General features: G+C 64.7%; 17 protein-coding genes. 6 read left to right on the top strand and 11 right to left on the bottom strand.

The features are described 5' to 3' along the window. Positions 1 to 12: 12 nt before the first annotated feature. Both ACSQ8Y_RS17815 and ACSQ8Y_RS17810 read right to left on the bottom strand, forming a co-directional pair. Complete coding sequence (locus ACSQ8Y_RS17815; RefSeq protein WP_436267769.1) at positions 13 to 243, bottom strand: DUF2442 domain-containing protein; 231 nt, start codon at positions 241 to 243, stop codon at positions 13 to 15. Between the two features lie 9 nt (positions 244 to 252). Further along, positions 253 to 519, bottom strand: coding sequence for a DUF4160 domain-containing protein (locus tag ACSQ8Y_RS17810; protein WP_436267768.1), 267 nt, complete (start codon positions 517 to 519; stop codon positions 253 to 255). Between the two features lie 188 nt (positions 520 to 707). Here ACSQ8Y_RS17810 and ACSQ8Y_RS17805 point away from each other — a divergent pair, with 188 nt between their 5' ends. Then, positions 708 to 1,799: an acyltransferase family protein gene (locus ACSQ8Y_RS17805; protein ID WP_436267767.1), complete on the top strand. Its 1,092-nt coding sequence runs from the start codon at positions 708 to 710 to the stop codon at positions 1,797 to 1,799. Positions 1,800 to 1,837: 38 nt separating this feature from the next. Here the strand turns inward: ACSQ8Y_RS17805 and ACSQ8Y_RS17800 are convergent, their stop codons facing one another. Genes ACSQ8Y_RS17800 through ACSQ8Y_RS17775 form a run of 6 tightly spaced genes read right to left on the bottom strand, consistent with a single transcriptional unit; the run spans position 1,838 to position 7,613 of the window. Continuing rightward, complete coding sequence (locus tag ACSQ8Y_RS17800; RefSeq protein WP_436267766.1) at positions 1,838 to 2,569, bottom strand: hypothetical protein; 732 nt, start codon at positions 2,567 to 2,569, stop codon at positions 1,838 to 1,840. A 10-nt stretch (positions 2,570 to 2,579) separates the two neighbouring features. Further along, entirely contained in the window at positions 2,580 to 3,527 is a 948-nt protein-coding gene (locus ACSQ8Y_RS17795) for an AraC family transcriptional regulator ligand-binding domain-containing protein (protein ID WP_436267765.1), read from the bottom strand. Between the two features lie 14 nt (positions 3,528 to 3,541). Then, positions 3,542 to 4,144: a DUF2059 domain-containing protein gene (locus ACSQ8Y_RS17790; RefSeq protein WP_436267764.1), complete on the bottom strand. Its 603-nt coding sequence runs from the start codon at positions 4,142 to 4,144 to the stop codon at positions 3,542 to 3,544. Between the two features lie 11 nt (positions 4,145 to 4,155). Then, a complete protein-coding gene (locus ACSQ8Y_RS17785; protein WP_436267763.1) occupies positions 4,156 to 5,787 on the bottom strand; it encodes an OmpP1/FadL family transporter in 1,632 nt (543 codons plus the stop codon). 1 nt (position 5,788) lies between these two features. Then, positions 5,789 to 6,835, bottom strand: a complete 1,047-nt coding sequence (locus tag ACSQ8Y_RS17780; RefSeq protein ID WP_436267762.1) for a transporter — start codon at positions 6,833 to 6,835, stop codon at positions 5,789 to 5,791. A 10-nt stretch (positions 6,836 to 6,845) separates the two neighbouring features. After that, positions 6,846 to 7,613 (bottom strand): C39 family peptidase, encoded by a 768-nt coding sequence (locus ACSQ8Y_RS17775; RefSeq protein ID WP_436267761.1) that lies wholly within the window; start codon positions 7,611 to 7,613, stop codon positions 6,846 to 6,848. 392 nt (positions 7,614 to 8,005) lie between these two features. Between ACSQ8Y_RS17775 and ACSQ8Y_RS17770 the strand changes: the two genes are divergently transcribed. Genes ACSQ8Y_RS17770 through ACSQ8Y_RS17755 form a run of 4 tightly spaced genes read left to right on the top strand, consistent with a single transcriptional unit; the run spans position 8,006 to position 10,743 of the window. Next, a complete protein-coding gene (locus ACSQ8Y_RS17770) occupies positions 8,006 to 8,521 on the top strand; it encodes a DUF6160 family protein (RefSeq protein ID WP_436267760.1) in 516 nt (171 codons plus the stop codon). A gap of 53 nt (positions 8,522 to 8,574) precedes the next feature. Continuing rightward, the gene (locus tag ACSQ8Y_RS17765; protein WP_436267759.1) at positions 8,575 to 9,369 is read left to right on the top strand and encodes a hypothetical protein; all 795 of its coding nucleotides are present in this window, start codon (positions 8,575 to 8,577) and stop codon (positions 9,367 to 9,369) included. A 19-nt stretch (positions 9,370 to 9,388) separates the two neighbouring features. Beyond that, positions 9,389 to 10,240 carry a hypothetical protein gene (locus tag ACSQ8Y_RS17760; protein ID WP_436267758.1) on the top strand — a complete coding sequence of 284 codons (852 nt, stop codon included), beginning with the start codon at positions 9,389 to 9,391 and terminating at the stop codon, positions 10,238 to 10,240. Continuing rightward, on the top strand, positions 10,237 to 10,743 hold the full coding sequence (locus ACSQ8Y_RS17755) for a hypothetical protein (protein WP_436267757.1): 507 nt from the start codon (positions 10,237 to 10,239) through the stop codon (positions 10,741 to 10,743). Before ACSQ8Y_RS17760 ends, ACSQ8Y_RS17755 begins: the two co-directional genes overlap by 4 nt. Before the next feature lie 107 nt (positions 10,744 to 10,850). Here the strand turns inward: ACSQ8Y_RS17755 and ACSQ8Y_RS17750 are convergent, their stop codons facing one another. The 3 genes from ACSQ8Y_RS17750 to ACSQ8Y_RS17740 all read right to left on the bottom strand — a co-directional run bounded on the left by ACSQ8Y_RS17750 (position 10,851) and on the right by ACSQ8Y_RS17740 (position 13,940). Beyond that, on the bottom strand, positions 10,851 to 11,492 hold the full coding sequence (locus tag ACSQ8Y_RS17750) for a hydrolase (RefSeq protein WP_436267756.1): 642 nt from the start codon (positions 11,490 to 11,492) through the stop codon (positions 10,851 to 10,853). Positions 11,493 to 11,588: 96 nt separating this feature from the next. Next, on the bottom strand, positions 11,589 to 12,758 hold the full coding sequence (locus ACSQ8Y_RS17745; protein ID WP_436269853.1) for an MFS transporter: 1,170 nt from the start codon (positions 12,756 to 12,758) through the stop codon (positions 11,589 to 11,591). A 192-nt stretch (positions 12,759 to 12,950) separates the two neighbouring features. Continuing rightward, the gene (locus ACSQ8Y_RS17740) at positions 12,951 to 13,940 is read right to left on the bottom strand and encodes an LLM class flavin-dependent oxidoreductase (RefSeq protein WP_436267755.1); all 990 of its coding nucleotides are present in this window, start codon (positions 13,938 to 13,940) and stop codon (positions 12,951 to 12,953) included. 127 nt (positions 13,941 to 14,067) lie between these two features. Here ACSQ8Y_RS17740 and ACSQ8Y_RS17735 point away from each other — a divergent pair, with 127 nt between their 5' ends. After that, positions 14,068 to 15,579 carry a dipeptidase gene (locus ACSQ8Y_RS17735; RefSeq protein WP_436267754.1) on the top strand — a complete coding sequence of 504 codons (1,512 nt, stop codon included), beginning with the start codon at positions 14,068 to 14,070 and terminating at the stop codon, positions 15,577 to 15,579. Positions 15,580 to 15,870 lie beyond the last annotated feature (291 nt).

The raw sequence follows: 15,870 nt of genomic DNA, 5'->3' as shown, positions 1-15,870 counted from the left end.
CGTGATGGCGTTTTACTTAGATTCCAAATACAGGGTCTCAGGTGCCATGTCGATGGCATCCGACCACGCAACCGTGCCGCCTTCCACATAAGCGGCGGCAAACAATTGCTTGTTCGCCAATGGCCGGAACACTGGGTAGTCCAGATAAGTCTGCATATCGAACGTCTTGCTCTCGCCGTTGGCGAAGCGAAGTGCAAGCCGGTAGTCCGGCAGTGCTCGCACTCCAATAATTTCTGGCAGCATAAATCCTCCTTACAGGGGCTTGATCGGGAAGGTTTGTTCGCCTTTCACAGCGCGTTCCCAGTTCTCCATCAGCTCGCGTTCGTGTAGTTTAATCCACTTTTGGAGTTGGCCGAGGCGCTTTGGGGGAAGGGTTCCTTCCTTTAAACGGCCTGAAGGAATCAGCAGAACGCATTGTTGATCCTGGTGCTGTACATGGATATGTGGTTCATGATGGTGTTTAATGTCCAGGAAGTACATGCGGACGATCATTCCGCAAAACATGGCGATGGTGGGCATGCGCGACTTCCTTGTGGACGCAATCCGTCATTGTCCTGCCGAGCCTGCTTCGTCAGTTTGATCTGAGTCATGCATCCACAGTAATATCTGGCATTGCACGCTCGCTCGGTGCGGATCTGACTGGAACCACATTGATCTCTGCGCGCCTGACCTCCCTTGACGCTTTTCGCGGTTTTACGATCGCCAGCATGCTGCTGGTGAATAATCCCGGCGACTGGGGCAATCTGTATTCGCAGCTGGCGCACGCGCACTGGAACGGCTGGACCTTTACCGACTGGATCTTCCCCTTCTTCCTGTTCATCGGCGGCGTCTCGATGTCGTTTTCGCTGGGACGCCGGGCCGATGCGGGTGCGGACAAGGCGGCCTTGCTGGGCAAGCTGTTCAAGCGCGCCTTGCTGATTTTCCTGATCGGCTTCCTGCTGAACACCATCCCGAAATTCGACCTGTCCACGGTGCGCATCCCTGGCGTGCTGCAGCGGATCGCGCTGTGTACGATGCTGGCGGCGCCGCTGGTCGTCTACTTCAATTGGCGCCAGATCCTGGCCTGGATCGCCGGCCTGCTGGCGTTCTACAGCGTGGTGATGCTGCTGGTGCCGGTGCCGGACGTGAACGGCGTGGTCGGCGCGGGTGTGCTGGAGCCGGGGCGCGATGTCGGTGCCTGGCTGGACCGCCAGTTCCTGAGCGGCCACCTGTGGGCGCAGTCGAAAACCTGGGATCCGGAAGGCTTGTTCACCACCATCCCCGCGCTGTGCAGCCAGTTGATCGGCGTGCTGGCTGGACGTTGGCTGATGGTCAAGCGCGGCAAGTCCGAGCAGACCGTGTGGATGCTGCTAACCGGCCTGGCCTTGCTGCTGCTGGGTGCGATGCTGGATGTGGTGCTGATGCCGATCAATAAGAGCCTGTGGACCACGCCGTTCTGCCTGTTCACCAGCGGCTGGGCCTTGCTGATGTTCTCGGCCTTCTATTGGCTGCTGGATGCGAACCCGTCGCGCTGGCTGCGCGTGCGGGCGCAGCGCGGTTCGGGTTTCTTCATCATCTACGGCATGAACGCGCTGTTCATCTTCGCACTGTCCGGCCTGGTGGCGAAGATGCTGGGCTTTATGAAAATCGCCCAGCCGGACGGAACGCTGCGCTCGCTGGGCGCGACGCTGTACGCACCCATCAAGGCGCTGCCGCTGCAGCCGCAGGCGGCCTCGCTGCTCTACGCGTTGCTGTTCAACGCCGTGATGTTCGCGGTGGCCTGGTTCATGTGGCGCCGCCGCTGGTTTGTGAAGGTATAGCGGTGGCCTGCGCCGTGGCGCGACTCAGTGCCGGAACCTCAGTGCCTGAACGCGAGCGAGATCACGGTGCCGGTCAAGTCGATGCCCTTGATGCTGATGCTGCCGAAACTCGGCCCTCCTTCAGAGCCGCGCACGCGGATGTTCTGGAAGCTGATTTCGCCGATCGAGGTCGGCAGGTTCAGCGTCAGCGTGCCGTCCTTGCCTATCGTGGCGGCGGCCTTGGTGGGGTCGTAGACCACGTTCTTCATGGTCGTGTCGGATTCGAGGAAACCCAGGATCGGATTGAGCGCCTTGGCCAGGTCGCCTATCACTTCCACGCCGTTGTTGTTGATCTGCTGGCGCACGTGCTGCACCAGTTCCTCGTTCAAGCCCTGCGCCGAGGTGGCGCCAAGCTCGTCTTCGGACAAGGCCTGCATGCCGCCGGGGCTGCCAGTGCCGCCGATATCGCTGTTGCCGCCATCACCGCGCGGCAGCACCACCGGCGCCGTCATCGCCACTGCGGGCAGGGCGGTGGCGGCGTAGGTTTCCAGCGGCGCGAGCAGGGCCGTGACCACCGCCGCCGCCATCCGCAAATGCCGCTGCTTGCGCAGCGCTTCGTGCACGTGCTGCTGCGTGACCAGGTTCCACTCGGCGAAAATGTCGCCCAGGCGCTGGCCTGTCGCCCGCTGGTGTTCGATAGCCCGCGTCAGCTGCGCTTCTGAAATCAGTTTCTGTTTAACCAGCAGCTGACCGAGCAGCGCCTTGTTGTGATCCTGTTTGAACCAAGCCATGCTGAACTCCTTAGGCAATATTGCGCGATGGCGCGAGATTGACGATGTCGGACGGGGTCATGCCAAACCAGCGCTTGCAGGCGCGGTAGAACGCGCTCGGCTCGGAAAAGCCAAGCTGGAAACTGAGCATCTTGAGCGACAGCTCGCCGGTGCTCAGTGATTGCCGCGCCAGTTCACGCCGCGTGTCGTCCACCAGCGTGGTGAAACTGGTGCCTTCTTCGGCCAGCCGGCGCTGCAGGGTGCGCTCGCTCATCATCATGTGGGCGGCCACGTCCTCGCGGTGCGGCGGGCCTTTGGGCAGCATCACCGCCACCATGGCCTGCACCCGCGCCGTGATGCTGGGCGGCTGCGCATGCGCCAGGCTGGCCAGCACGCCGTTGCCGCCACGGTAGTCCGGCAGCGCCGCCACCAGGTCGGTATCGGCGAACTCCATGACGTTGTGCGGCCGGTTGAAGTGCACCGGGCAGCCGAAGGTCTGCGCATACAGCCCGGCGTTGGCCGGCTCCGGGAAGGCGTATTCCACCAGCACCGGCGCGGCGTCGTCACGGCCGGCCGCGCTGCGCAGGCTGCGCAGCAGCACGCACCAGACGAAGTCGTAGCGTTGCTGCGGCACCACACGCTGTGCGCCGGGCAGCACCAGGCCGACGCGCGTGTGGCCGTGGCAGCGCTCGATGGTGCTTTGCACTGTCGGCGAGACCAGCATGATGTGCCCCATTACGCCCAGCCAGCCCAGGCGGTGCGGGGTCGATACCTTCAGGCCGATCAGCGGGTCGCCGGAATGCTCGACCAGCAGCGACCACAAGTGGCTCAGCTTGTCCGACAACGTGAGCGCGTCGCAGGCCAGGCCGTCGCCTTCGTCCAGGCCGGCCTGCTGGAACAAGGCTTCCGCCTCCACGCCGGAATGGGCCAGGCGCGACTTCACGCCGCGCACCAGGTGCAAGGCAGATGAGTAAGCCATGCCGCAACCTCCGCTCACGGGGTGACCGCGCTGCGCAGGCGCATGCCGATGCGCTGTTTCAGGTCCTGCAGTTTGGGATTGATGACGGGACCGGTGTCGTTGGCCACGCCTTCGCCCAGGCTTTTCTGCAGCTCGGGCAGCACCTTTTCGAACTTCTGCTTTACCGGCGATTCGAGGATGGCCACCATCTGGCGCAACTCGTCCTCGGTGAAGCGCTCGGCCAGCAGCGGCGCGACCTTGGCCGGGATCAGTTTCTGCGCGCTGGCGCGCACGGTGGGCGTGGCCTCGTCCATGAACTTCTGCGCTTCGCCGACGATGTCGGTCATGGCGGCGTCGCGCCGCTCGGCCGAGGCACGTCCCTGCAGCATGGCGCGCGCTTGCGCCACGGCGTCGCTGACGGGGGCTTGCAGCATGGACTGGCCGATGCTGTCCATGTGCCACAGCGACAGCACCTTGTCGATCAGCGCCTGCTTGGCCGGCGTAACGGGGACGGCGGCTGCGGCGGAGGCGGCCGTGGCCGTGGCCGCCGTGGCGGCGGTGGACGTGGTGGATGCGGTGGCCAGCGCGGCGCCGCCGCACAGGGCCATCATGAATACGGTGTTGCGTAGTACAGCCATGATTGATCTCCTTAGAAACGCTTGTTGAGATTGAATCCGACGTAGCGGACGTGGATGTCGCCAGCCACATCGAGGCCGGCGTATGGGTTGTAGATGATGTTGGTGAAGGTATTGCAGTTCAAATTGCAGTCGCTGTCCGCCGGGGCGTTGAAGCGGCCTTTCATATAGGAGCCGGTCAGGCTGATGTCGATGTCCTTGTTCACCCTGTAGGCCACGCCGACGCCGAACAGCTTGGTGTCCGGCAGCGGTGCGATCAGGTCGATCTTGTCGGCCGGGACCGAGCTTTTGCGCGGTTCGTAGCCGAAGCGCAGCGTCAGTTTCTCGGTCGGGAAGATCTGCAGGCCGTAGCCGAAGTTGACCAGGCTCTTATAGCCGCGCGGGATTTTCAGCTTGCCCGAATCCGGTATGCCGTACAGGCGCGCCACCTCCAGCAGCTTGATGCTCTGGTCGAATTCGAACGTCAGCGCGTTCCAGTCGCCCCAGGTGGCGTAGCTGGCGTCCACGTTCAGCTGCACGTATTTGACCGGCCGCAGCTTGATGCCCAGCTGGACGTGCGTGGGGAAGGGGATGGTCGCGCTCAGGTTGCCGCGCTGCTGCTTCGGTATCTCGGTCGGAAAGCCCAGCACCGCGCCGGCGATGGGGCCGAGCAGGCCGGAATTGAGCCCCTTGATGAAGTTGCGCAGCATGGGCTCGGTGTTGAATTCGTAGGTGCCCGCGTAGCGCGTCTTCGCGCCGCCTTGGTAGACCGCACCGAGCGCCAGCCATTTGGTGGGTTCCCACAACACGCCGAGGTTGATGGTGGGGTCGAACGGCGCGGTCATCGACAGGCGCATATTGGCAGCCTGCTTGAAGGGATTGACCATGCCTTCCTTGCCGCCGCCGCACAGGCCGAAGCCGAAGGTGTCCAGGATGTTGCCGCCGCTTTCGGGGCACCAGCCCTGCTGCAGCTTGCCGAACACGCCCAGCAGCTCGTTCGGGAAGCGCATATGGGTGTCGACCACAAAGGCTGCGTGCGCGATCGGCACCGCCACGCCGAAGCTCAGGGTGTCCGAATACTTGTAGCCGACCGACGGCGAGGCGTACACCAGGCGCTGTACTTGCACCTGGCGGCCTGCGAAACGGGCCGGATCGTTGGGGTCGGTGGTGCGGTCGAGACTCATGGCCTGCGCCATGTAGACGCCGGTGCCGAAGGTGAACTTCGAATCCGGCTGATTGAACGCGAAGCCCATGCCGGGAATTACGACACCGGGCAGGCGCCAGCCCGGCATGCCGTAGCCGGGTACGTACATGGCCTGGCGCACCGGGCCGGTGCTGGTGCCGGCCACCGGGTCTTCGGTCCAGCCGCCCACGGAGAAGCCGGCCGGCTGGTGGAAGCTGGCATGGGTGCGGATCGAGGCGCCGAAGGCATGGTGGCTTTCCAGGTCGCCGCGGATGCGTGCCAGCCCGGCCGGATTGAAATGGATGGAATCGATGCCCGGCGGGTCGGCCGTGACGGCGTTCCCGAGGGCCATGGCGGTGACGCTGGTGGTGAGGTTCTCCATCAGCGCCGCGTGCGCCGCGCCGTGCGGCAGGGCGGCGCAGGCCAGTGCGGCCGCCGACGCCAGGATGCGCGGGCGCGCTGCGGCTAGGACGCGCGGCCGCATGTCAGAACGCCAGCGGCAGGTTCAAGCCCACCGACAGGTTGGGCGAATCGCTGGTGACGCCGATGCCGACCGACAGGTTGACCGTGGTCTTGGGCGACACGCGGTAGCCCAGGCCCAGGTTCAGCATGCCCGAGGTCTGCATGCTGGTCTTGGCGTTCAGGCCGTCGGCGAAGCGCAGCCTGGAACCGGCCGATATCGCTTCCTGGAAGGAGATCGTGGTCGAGATGCCGTAGGACAGTGCGTACGCGAAGCCGAGGCCGAAGCCCACGCTGGTGCCGGGCGCCACACGCGTCAGCAGGCGCGTGCCGTTGACCTGGTGCAGGTCCTTGGCCGGCAGGCTGGTGGTCACGCTCAGGGAGCCGAACAGCGCCACCGGGTCGACGATGCGGTTGATGTTCAGGCCGGCCGAGAAGGCGGTCACGCCGCCGCCTGTGGCCTGGCCGCTGCCGGCGATGATCTTGAACGGGCTGCGGCCGCTGGGCAGGCGCACGTTGCCGGTGACGGTCAAATTCGGCTGGTCGCGGCGCGCCTCCATCGGCTGCCAGCGCGCGCCGAGCCCGATGTCGCCGATGGAATTGGAGACGCCGCTGTGGCCCTTGGCCTCGGCGTATTTGGAAATCAGCGGCAGCGTGACGTTGCCGGTCAGGTTGTTCAGGATGCCGTAGTCGGCCGAGAAGGTGTTGGTGATGGTGTGCGAGCTGACGTTCTCGATTTCGAACAAGGTCAGGCCGCCGGCGCCGATGTCGGTGACGATTTTTTCCTGGCCGATGTAGGCGTAGTTCAAATCGTAGCTGACCTGGATCTGGCCGCGCCGTATCAGGCTGTATTGCTTGTCGACGGCGGTCAGGGTCTGCTTCAGCAGGGCGCTCTGGTCGCCTTCGCCTTCCTTCTTTGCCAGCGCGTCGCGCGCGGCGTCGGCGCTGGCAGGGGGAGTGGACGGCGGCGTGGACGGGGCCGTCCCGCCCGGCTGCGCGGTCTGGGCCAGGGCTGGAATCGCATGCACCAGCAAGGCGGCAGCAAGCAGGGCGGGCAGGGTGCGTATCTTCATCGAATAGTCCTTATTGACGGTGCATCCAAGTGCCGGATACGCCGGAGTTGAGCGCGCGTTCGAGCAGCTGGGCGCTGTTGTTGATGCCGCCGAGGCGGCCGCGATTGGTGATGCGGTCCATGTCGGTCACGCCCAGTTCCTGGTCGGTCAGGGCCAGCTGCGCCAGGGCCGGTTTGTCCTTGGGCGGCGACAGGATGAAGAGGGTGTTCTTGTCCCACAGCGTGGCGAACTCCTCGATCGAGAACACGATGTTGCCGGCCGAAGGATCGGCGATGTAGACGATGCCGTCGCGGATGCCGCGCAACACCACGAAGTGCTTGGCGCCGGCGTAGTCGATCGGCACGATGGCCGGTTCCTTCAGTGCCAGCAGGTCTTTCACCTCGGCGCGGAAGCCGGCGCCGGTCACGCCCAGCGAGGCCGCGTAGCGCTTCATGTCCAGCAGCGAGAAGCCGCGCCGCTCGATGATCTTTTCCTTCTCGCCTTTCTCCAGCATGCCTTCCATGGCCTGCTGCTCGTTGACCTCCAGCCCGATGTGATAGTTCAGGATGGTGACCAGCGCGGCCGAGCCGCAGCTGTAGTCATAGGCCTGGCGCACGATGTGGCGGTACTTGAGCTGCGAGTGCGGTTCCATCGCCACGGCCTGGCTATAGCTGCCGCCGCCCAAGAGCGCTTGCGGCATCTCGTATTGGCCTTGCGGACGGTCTTGCGGCTCGTGGCGCGACATCACGCCGGAACCGCCGATGAGGGCTGCTACGACACCCAACAGGATCATCAGCATGGCTGCACCGATCCCCGGGGCGTCTGGCGCCCCGCTACAGTTTTTTTCATTGCCCATGTCTCCGGTACGAACGATCGTGCTTTTTTTAAACGTATCGCTCTTTGTCTTTTTTGTAATTAATTAACGCATGAATTCTGCCGGGCTCGCATCAAAAAAATTAGACCCGTTGCTCTACCGTGTGATCACGAAATCCATGCTATCGCAAGCAATCGCCGCACAACACGGCCCTCACTCTGTATGGCTCGCCAGGCCCTGCTGTTGGCTTTTTCGGTCAACACGTTGCTATAGACCGTTGCATGGCCGTGCTCATATCATAAATTTAATTAATATTCGCACAATATTAAGAGCACCACAAAGTAGGACCACAACCAACCATAACCTGGAGATATCGCATGAAACTGATCCAAACCGCAGTAGCAGCAGCCCTGGCAACCCTGGCTTTTTCCGCATCGGCAATGACTCCTATCCAGGACGCTGAACTGAGCGCCGTCACCGGTCAGGACGGCGTATCGATCGCCGCCAACCTGCAAGTGAAAATCGATTCCTTCGTCTATACCGATACGGACGCGGTTGATCCGACCACCGGCCTGGGCGGCGGTTCGGTGAGCTTCAACGGCATCAAGGTCAACGGCCTGATCGCCGCCAGCATCGACATCCTGTCGAAGGCCTCGTTCCTGCAGGCCGCTGGCGCTGCCGGCGTGACCAACCCAGGCACGTTCTACAGCCCAAGCACCGGCGGCGACGTCGTGCAGATCGCCATTCCGGCCGACGTGCAAGTGGCAGCCGGCAAGTTCCTGAACGTGTCGGTTGACGCGGTCAAGATGGGCAACAACGCTGCATCGTACGGCTCGATGGCCATGAACCAGATCGACCTGCGCGGCACCCAAGTCTGGATCTGGGCGCACTAATCCCGTAACGGCGGCCGCGTTATCCACGCGGCCGTTTTTTCGCAGGAATTCCCATGCATATCACCTACCTGGCGCGCTGCGCCGCAGGCTTGCTGTTGTCCGTCTGTGCGCTGCAGGGCGCGCACGCGCAGATGCAGCCGCTGACGGAAGACGAGATGTCGCGCACGCGCGGCCAGGGCTTGATCGCCATGAGCAACACCAGTCTGGGCGGATACGACTTCTCGCGCGTTGCGCTCGATGCCGACGTCACGCTCAGCGCCAATTTCCGCAATACCCGGCTGGGCGAGTACAGCTACGCCGCCCGCAACGGCCTGGGTGCCGACATCGACATGCCGCTGCTGCAGTTCGGCCGCAGCGATGGCACCGAGGCGCAGCGCCTGGTGCGCATCACCAATCCCTATATGGAGTTCGTCTACAAGAGCGCGGCCGACGGCGCGCCGCGCGAAGTGGTCGGCATGCGCCTGGGCTTCGACGCCATCAGCGGCGACGTGGGCCTGAAACTGAGCAGCCTTTCCGGCTCGCTGCGCGTGGCCGCCAATGCGCCCGACGGCAGCGGCCTGCTGCTCGATTCGCGCACCGATGCGCTGGGCGGCAAGCGCTGGGATGGCGCTTGCACCGCGCCTTGCCTGAGCATGGCGCAGCTGGGCGGCGTGACCGCCGGCGACGCTTCCGGCTCCAGCCGCGACTTCTGGATCTCGATACTGAAATCGGGCGTGCAGTTCGCCGCGCCCGCCGGCGGCGTGGCGCCCGACATGGCGCAAGCCGGCGTCTGGCTCAACTGGCGCGACAAGCTGACCGCGCTGTCGACCAACGGCGCGGCGCCCCCCAATTTGCCGAAGGGCCGCTGAGATGTGGAACCTTTTCCCGTTGACGCGTGTCGCAGTGCTGCTGGGCGGCGGCGCGGCGCTGTGCGCGCCGGTGGCGGCCATGGAAGCGTTGCCGGATAGCGCGCTGTCGGCCGTGCGCGGACGCGACGGCGTCAGCTTCGACCTGTCCGGCTTTGCCATGAGCGGCAACGTGCGCACGACCTACACCACAAGCTCCGGCAGCAGCATCTACAAGGAAAACCTGTCCGCCTCGCGCAGCGACAGCAGCGACCAGTTCGCGGACCCCTACAAGCTCGACATCGTTTCCGGCGCGCCCGGCCTGGCCGACGTGATCCAGCTGGCCTTCCCCGTCAACGCGCTGGGCGAACAGAAATGGCAGCTCGCTTACGACTGGGGCGTCAACGCCGACGGCATGGCGTTCAACAACGGCAGCGTCTCCGTCAGCGACCTGGTTTTCCGTGGCGGCGGCCTGCAGTTCTCCACGCCGCAAGGCTACGACGGCATCGCGTTCGGCGTGGCGCTGCGCACGGAAATCGGCCAGCTCGCGTTCCGGCCGGGCGGACGCGCCGACACCGGCGAACAAATGGCCTTGAGCGGCATCCGCCTCGGCGCCGTCGACGAGAGCGGCAACTTCACCAACCGCCCCTGGGTGCTGGCCGACGTCGCCTCGCAGCCGGGCGTGCTCAATGCGCTGAACGACGAAAGCGGCCCGCGCCTGCACATCGGCATCGACTGGCCGGATGCGCGCTACGGCAGCGGCGCCGCGCCTGCGGGCGGACTGCAGATCGACAATATCTCGTTCAGCAGTCCGGGCAAGCCTGTGGTGGACCTGGGTTCATCGCGCATAGGCTCGATGCAAATCCAGTACCTCGACGTCAAATTCCGACGATGAAGAAGAGCCTATTCCGCCTGGCGCTGTGCAGCCGGCTAATGTGCTGCGGCCTCGTGGCCGCCGCGCAAGCCGCGCCGGCCGCATATGCCGCGCCGCCGGCCCTGCAAGCGCTGGACGACGCGGAACTGTCGCAGGTGGCGGCACGCGACGGCATCGCCTTCGCGGCGCACATCGTCATCAATGATCCCACCCTGGTGGGTGCGGTGGCCGACAGCCGTTTGTCGCTGGGATTTGGAGGGGATGGGCCGAACCGCTACGTCGTCATCAAGAACGTACGCGGCGTGATCGACATGTTCGGCGTGGGCCTGAGCGTGGAGCGCAAGCCCGACGGCAGCGACTACGTCGCGCTCGCCTTGCCCGGCTATGTGAAGTACACCAACTTCGGCTTCGAATCGCTCAGCGTGCAGAACGATCCGCTGGCGCCGGTGACCAGCAGCATGGGGAGCGTCAACATCAACGGCACCTTGTGGATGCAGGGTCAGTTGCGCATCTGGGCGCATTAGTTGTTGCCCCAGAAGCGGCCAGAGCCGCACGCCGGGGCCTGGCCCCGAATGCGGCTCAGCTCGCTATGGCTCAGCTCGCTATATTACTTCCTATATTACTTGCTATATTACTTGCCGCCTTCGTTGGCGTGCTCGCCCAGGATCTGCTTGGCGTAGCGGATGCCGATGCCGTAGGCCGAATGCGCCTTGAAGATATCCATGCAGCCGTCGTAGGTCTCGCCGCGTGCCCAGTCGCGCTGCAGCTCGCACATCCATTGCAGCGAATTGGTCGGCGTGGCGCCGGCTTGCACCATGCGCTGGATGGCGCGGTCGTGCGCTTCCATCGTGGTGTCGCCGCAGGCATCCACCGGCACGAAGATCTCGTAGCCTTCGGCCAGCATTTGCAAGGTCGGGAAGGTCACGCACACTTCGGTCCACAGGCCGGCGATGATGACGCGCTTGCGGCCGGTGGCCTTGATGGCGTCCTTGAATTGCTGGTCTTCCCAGGAATTCATCGAGGTGCGGTCGATCGGCTTCTGGTCCGGGAACACGGACTGGATTTCCGGAATCAGATGGCCGCTGAAGGAGTCGGCGGCGATCGTGGTCAGGATGGTCGGCACGCCGAACAGCTTGGCCGTCTTGGCCAGGATTTGCGCATTGTGCAAGATGGTGGTGCGCTCGTGCGACATGGTGCCAAACAGCATTTGCGGCTGGTGGTCGATCAGGGCCAGCACGCAGTCTTGCGGATTCAGCAGGGTGTTGTAGGACATTGTTCTCTCCATGAAAAGGAAGGGTGGCGGGTAGAGAGAACTGTGCCAGTTTTGCGGCGGCATCGCGTCTGCTATAAGCATTGCCCTTGCTCTCGCTTAGGGGAGAGCCGGCACCTTCTTCCCTGTAAATTCGGTGGCGTACACACCCAGCGCGGCCAGCGGGAACATCAGGCCGGTCAGCAGAACGCCATGCCAGCCGTGGTGCGCATACATCCAGCCGCCCAGCGAGGAGCCGAGGGCGCCGCCGCAGAAAAAGACCGCCATGTACAGGCCGTTCAGGCGGCTGCGAACGTCTTCGCCGAGCGCGAAAATGGCGCGCTGGCCGGTGACCAGGCTGGCCGATACGCCGGCGTCGAGCACGATGGAGGCGGCCACCAGCAGGCCGAGGTCGAACACGCGGCCGCCCTGCAGCAGCAAGGGGGCGCCGAAGGCGAGCAGCGCGGCGGCAAGCGCCATGCCGGTGGTGGAGCGGCTCTTGCCATGGTCGGCGCGGCGGCCCGCGAACGGCGAGGCGATCGCGCCTGCCACGCCGGCCAGCGCGAAGACGGCGATGCCGCTTTGCGACAGGTGGAAGGTGGGCGTGGCCAGCACCAGCGGCGCGGTGGTCCAGAACAGGCTGAAGGCGCCGAACATGCAGGCCTGGTAGGCGGCGCGGCGGCGCAGGATGGGCGTGCTCTTCAGCAGATGCCACAGCGAGCCGAGCAGCGCCGGATAGGCGATGGCGGAGGCCGGCTGGCGCTGCGGCAGCTTGCGGTGCAGGACGACGGCCAGCAGCGCCGTGCTGATGGCCGACAGTACGAAGATCGCATGCCAGTTCAGTGCGTCGGTGACCAGGCTGGACACGGGCCGCGCCAGCATGATGCCCAGCAGCAGGCCGGCGACCACCTTGCCCACCGTCTGGCCGCGCTCGTGCGGCGGGGCCAGGTGCGCGGCGAACGGCACCAGCACCTGCGCGGCCACCGAGCCGAGGCCGATGCACAGCGCCGAGGCCAGGAACAGCGCGGCGTTGCTGGTGCTGGCAGCGACCAGCAGCGCGGCCGACGTGCCCGCCAGGCAGCTGACGATGAGGCGGCGGTTTTCCATCAGGTCGCCCAGCGGCACGATGAATATCATGCCCAGGCAATAGCCGATCTGCGTCAGCGTGACGATCAGTCCGGCCGCGCCTGGCGTCAGTCCGGTGGCGCGGCTGATCGGCCCGACCAGCGTTTGCGCGTAATACAGATTGGCGACGATGAGGCCGGTGGCGGCCGCCAGCAGCAGCACCATGCCACGGGAAATGCCGGGCAGGGCGGGGGTATGAAGGGTGGACAACAGAAACTCCTGGAAACTGGACTGCAGATGCCAGTGCCCTGCTCGAAACAGGCGGGCACAGCCGGGGAAACATTGTAGTGCGGATTTCCGGTTTCTGCTCCCTGGCCCCTGTTTTATCCGACCGACTCCGGTGGCGCACGGGGCGCGCTAGCTCAAGCGCTTGTGTATGGCGGCGGTGATTTCGTAGGAACGCAGGCGCTTGGCGTGCTCGAAGATCTGCGACGTGATCATCAGCTCGTCCGGCCTGGCGCTGGCGATAAAGGCCAGCAGCTGCTTTTCCACCGTCTCCGGCGAACCGATCGCGGCGCACGAGAGCACCGAGTCGAGCATGGCGTTTTCCTGCTGTCCCAGTTGCAGGCGGTAGTTGGGCAGCGGCGGCGGCAGCTGCGACGGCTTGCCGGTGCGCAGGTTGACGAAGGCTTGCTGCATCGACGTGGCCAACAGTTGCGCTTCCTCGTCGGTGTCGGCGGCGAACACATTGAAACCGAGCATCACATACGGCCGCTCCAGCTGCGCGGACGGCTTGAAATTGGCGCGGTACAGCGCCACGGCCTGCATCATCTGCGCCGGCGCGAAGTGCGAGGCGAAAGCGTAGGGCAGGCCGAGATGGGCCGCCAGTTGCGCGCCGAACAGGCTGGAGCCGAGTATCCACAGCGGCACCTTGGCGCCCTTGCCCGGCACGGCCAGCACGCGCTGGCGCGGATGGTCCGACAGATAATCCTGCAATTCCTGCACGTCCTGCGGGAACTCGTCCGCGTCGGAGGCCAGGCTGCGCCGCAGCGCGCGCGCGGTGGTCTGGTCCGAGCCGGGCGCGCGGCCCAGGCCCAGGTCGATGCGGCCCGGATGCAGCGCTTCGAGCGTGCCGAACTGCTCGGCGATCACCAGCGGCGAGTGGTTCGGCAACATGATGCCGCCCGCGCCGACACGGATGGTCTTGGTGCCGCCGGCCACATGGGCCATGACCACCGCCGTGGCGGCGCTGGCGATGCCCGGCATGCCGTGGTGCTCGGCCAGCCAGTAGCGCCGGTAGCCCCAGCGCTCGCCGTGCTGGGCCAGGTCCAGCGTATTGCGCAGCGAGGCCGAAGCGTTGCTGCCTTCGGCGATGGGGGAGAGGTCGAGTATGGAAAATGGTGTCATGGTCGGGATATGGAGGCGGGCAGCCGGGAATCAATGAAGGCCCTGACGCGCTTGTGGCCTTTCGGATAAACTCGTTGGGTTTTAGTAAAACCGATCATAAAACCAACACGATAGCGAGACCCCCTACATGTTGAAAAAACTTGCCTTGATGACCCTGCTGCTGCAGTCCGCCTTGCAGGCCAGCGCCGCGCCGCTGAGCGATGCGGCGACCGCGACGGCGCGCTATGCGCTGGATACCTACCCGCAGCAAATGACGGCCGCGCTGGCCGCCATGGTCAGCTACAACACCGTGGCCGACCCGGCCGTGCCGTACGAGAAGAATCCGCAGCACCTGGGCTTCAAGCAGTTGTTGAAAGAGGAGGCCGCGCGCCTGGGACTGGACTACAAGGACCACGGTTGGGTGGTGGTGATAGGCCTGGGCGACAGCGCCGACCGCGTCGGCATCATCACGCACGGCGACGTGCAGCCGGTGAACCCGGCCAAATGGGCCAGGTCGCCGTTCGAGCTGGACAGCACGAGCGAGCCGGGCCGCCTGCTGGCGCGCGGCTCGGAGGACGACAAGGGGCCTATCGCCACCGCCATGTATGCGATGAAGGCGATCAAGGACCAGAAAGTGGCGTTGAAGAAGCGCCTGGAGCTGTACGTCTACATGGCCGAGGAATCGGACTGGGCGCCGCTGGAGGCTTTCCTGAAAGACCATGTGCCGCCGCAGATGAATATCACGCTGGACGCCGAGTATCCGGTGGTGACGGCCGAGAAGGGCTGGGGCGCCGTGAAGGTGACCATGCCCGCCGCCGCTGCGTCCGTCGGCCCGGCGTCCGGCAAGGGGGCACAGCTGCGGGAATTCGCGGGCGGCTTCTTCGGCAGCCAGATCCCGGAGGACGCCAGCGCCGTGATCGCCAACGCCACGCCGGCGCTGGAAAAACAGATCCGCCGCCGCGCCGCCGCGCAAAAAGGCATGCGCTACCAGTACGCCTGGCAGGGCCGCGAACTGAAGATCACCGCGCTCGGCGTGTCGGCGCACTCGTCCAAGCCGGAAGACGGTGTCAACGCCATCAGCATGCTGGCGGACGCGCTCAAGGTGCAGCCGTGGAAGGCCACCGCCGCTGGAGACATGGTGACCTTCCTGAACGACCTGGTCGGCACAGGCATCCACGGCGAACGCTTCGGCAAGGCCGCCTACCGCGACGACTTCATGGGGCCGATGACGGTGGCGCCCACGGTGTTGAAGCAGCAGGACGGCGGCATCGAGCTCAACATCAATATCCGCCGTCCGAAGGGGCGCAGCACGGCCCAGGTACAGGGCGATTTCGAGCAGGCGTTCAAGCAGTGGCAGCGCACGCACGCGCCGCAGGCCAGCATCGTCCTGCAGATCGGCGAGCCGTGGGTGCAGGCGGACGCGCCGCAGGTGCCGGTGCTGCTGGACGTGTTCTCGCACTACACCGGCATCCAGCATGCCAAACCGATATCGATAGGCGGCGGCACCAACTCGCGCCTGTTCCCGAAAGCGGTGGCCTTCGGTCCGACCATGCCGGGCATGACCTACACCGGCCATTCCGAGCACGAGTTCATCACCACCAAACAGTTGCTGTTGAACTTGCAGATGTATACCGCTGTGCTGGTCGAACTGGCACGATAAACCGCCGGAAAATAGCAGCTTGATCACACGCGGCGCCGCCATCATGGGGCGCCGCGTTGTTTTTGTTTCCCCCGCGCAGATATGTGTTCCCTTGCGGAAAAATAAGCCCTACCATTAGCAGCAATAAGGCTTACTTTCACGCCACTCCTTACCGAACTCTCATCATTTTCAATCGCTACCAAGGATGCCGGATCGACAACGATCCCGGCAGGGGATTCTGCATGCCACGAAAATTATTGTCACTTTGCGCATTGCTGTTAGCGGTTTGCCAGCCGGGTTATTCCAAGGACA

The organism is Pseudoduganella sp. LjRoot289 (genome assembly GCF_964252925.1).
In the GTDB taxonomy this organism is placed as follows: domain Bacteria; phylum Pseudomonadota; class Gammaproteobacteria; order Burkholderiales; family Burkholderiaceae_D; genus Rugamonas.
The sequence above is the reverse complement of the archived record's forward strand: the minus strand, read 5'-3'. Positions and strand labels throughout refer to the sequence as shown.